Origin of the sequence: Bradyrhizobium sp. NBAIM03 (genome assembly GCF_020194055.1) — a bacterium.
Taxonomy (GTDB): domain Bacteria; phylum Pseudomonadota; class Alphaproteobacteria; order Rhizobiales; family Xanthobacteraceae; genus Bradyrhizobium; species Bradyrhizobium yuanmingense.
On sequence record NZ_JADYVS010000212.1, the window covers coordinates 1 to 415 of the forward strand.

The 415-nt window shown below is 66.0% G+C and carries 1 pseudogene; it reads right to left on the reverse strand.

The features are described from left to right. Positions 1 to 298 precede the first annotated feature (298 nt). Positions 299 to 415: pseudogene (locus I6F21_RS38150) on the reverse strand (ferredoxin--NADP reductase); the annotation flags it as partial.

Sequence of the window (415 nt, forward strand, 5' to 3'; positions counted from 1 at the left end):
GCGCGCACGTTGGCGAGGCGCTCCAGACCAAGCTTGCTGGCCGCGAGCAGTTGATCGATGGGGACGGCGCCAGCGCGATAGCGTGCGGCGGAGCCAGCGTCGTCAGCAGAGCCGGCGATCGTGCCGCCGGTGGCGAGGATGGCGATGGTAGGCAAGGACATCGTTGCAGACATGCGTGGTGGGCAAGGCGCGCATTGTATCCGCCCGCATCGCCTTTGCCGACGCGGGATTGCCCGGGGCGCCGGCAAAAACAAAACGCCGGCACCCAGGCCGGCGTTTGCAACAGAAGCCGTATCGATTATTTCTCGACGAAGGCGCGCTCGATCACGTAGTCACCCGCTTCGCCCATGCGCGGCGAGATCTTGAAACCGCGGGCGTCGAGCAGCTTGCAGGTGTCTTCCAGCATGGCCGGGCT